This is a genomic window from Streptomyces sp. NPDC060031 (assembly GCF_042736805.1).
In the GTDB taxonomy this organism is placed as follows: Bacteria; Actinomycetota; Actinomycetes; order Streptomycetales; family Streptomycetaceae; genus Streptomyces.
Genome location: NZ_JBHWVM010000215.1, coordinates 1 through 1,238 on the forward strand (window position 1 = coordinate 1; position 1,238 = coordinate 1,238).

Consider the following 1,238-nt stretch of genomic DNA (forward strand, 5'->3'; position numbering starts at 1 on the left):
GCTAGTGCCGGATCAGGCAACGTTTGCCCTGTCGACGACGGCGCGTAGGCGCCGGTCATCGGCGTGGCGGTTTCGCCAGATGATGTAGCGGCGGATCATGCTGCCCTGCTCTTTGTGATCGGCGTGGTCCGTGCCGTCGAGGGTGAAGTAGCGCAGGGCCGTGAACTGGGCCTCGATGCGGTTAAGCCAGGAGCTGTTGGTCGGGGTGTAGGCCATCTCGACGTTGTTCGCCGCAGCCCAGGTGCCGACGCGCTGGCACTTCTTCGTGGTCAGGTGCGGGGAGAAGTTGTCACTCACGATCGCGATCCGGACCTCGGGCGAGTAGAGGCTGCGCAGGTAGCGGCAGAACTCCAGGAACTGGGTGCGTCGCTTGATCGGTTTGATGTGGCCGTAGAGCTTGTCTTTGGCCAGGTCGAGTGCGGCGAACAGATGTCGCACTCCGCCGTAGCGGTTGTAGGTGGCCCGCCGCCGTCGTCGCGGTTCGCGGTCGGGGTCCTTGTGCTTGCCGCCGCGCTCGGCCCATTGCCGTCCGGGGTGCGGCATCAGGTTGAGCGGGCCGAACTCGTCCATGCAGAAGATGACTTCGGGCTCGCCGTCCTCGGGTATGACCTCGCCGTCGGCGATCGCATACAGGTGCTCGACGCGGGCCTTCTTGGCCGCGTAGTCGGGGTCGCGGGAGGTCTTCCAGGTCTTCAGGCGTTGAAAGGAGACGCCTTCCTCGCGGAGCAGGATGCGCAGGCCCTCGTGGCTGATGTCGTCGACCACCCCCTCGGCGACCAGGAAGTCCGCCAGCTTGGTCAGGCTCCAGGTCGAGAACGGCAGGTCGTGCTCGGTCGGCTTGGACTTCGCGATCTTCTTGATCTCGCGGCGTTCAGGCAGTGTGAACGTCTTGGGCCGGCCGCCGGAGTACTTCGGATACAGCGAGTCGAAGCCGTCCGTATTGAAGTTGTGGATCACATCCCGGACCCGGTCATCACTGGTGAACGACACCTCGGCGATCTTCGCCACCGGCATGCCCTGCGCGGACAGCAACACCATCTGGGCCCGCCGCCAGGTCACCACCGACCCGGTGCCCCTGCGGATGATCCGCAGCAGCCGCCTTCCCTCGTCGTCATCGATCTCGTGCACGCGTACTCGTTCTGCCACCCCGACAGGGTGACCGTCACGCGCCGCCCGGCACAGCACCCGGACGGCGCGTCACATCACAACAGGGCAAACGTTGCCTGATCCGGCACTAG

1 protein-coding gene is annotated in these 1,238 nt (G+C 65.4%); it reads right to left on the reverse strand.

Annotated features, from left to right (window positions below; genetic code table 11):
• Nucleotides 1-12: 12 nt before the first annotated feature.
• Entirely contained in the window at nucleotides 13-1,146 is a 1,134-nt protein-coding gene (locus tag ACFWB8_RS37110; protein WP_385237748.1) for an IS630 family transposase, read from the reverse strand.
• Between the last annotated feature and the right edge of the window lie 92 nt (nucleotides 1,147-1,238).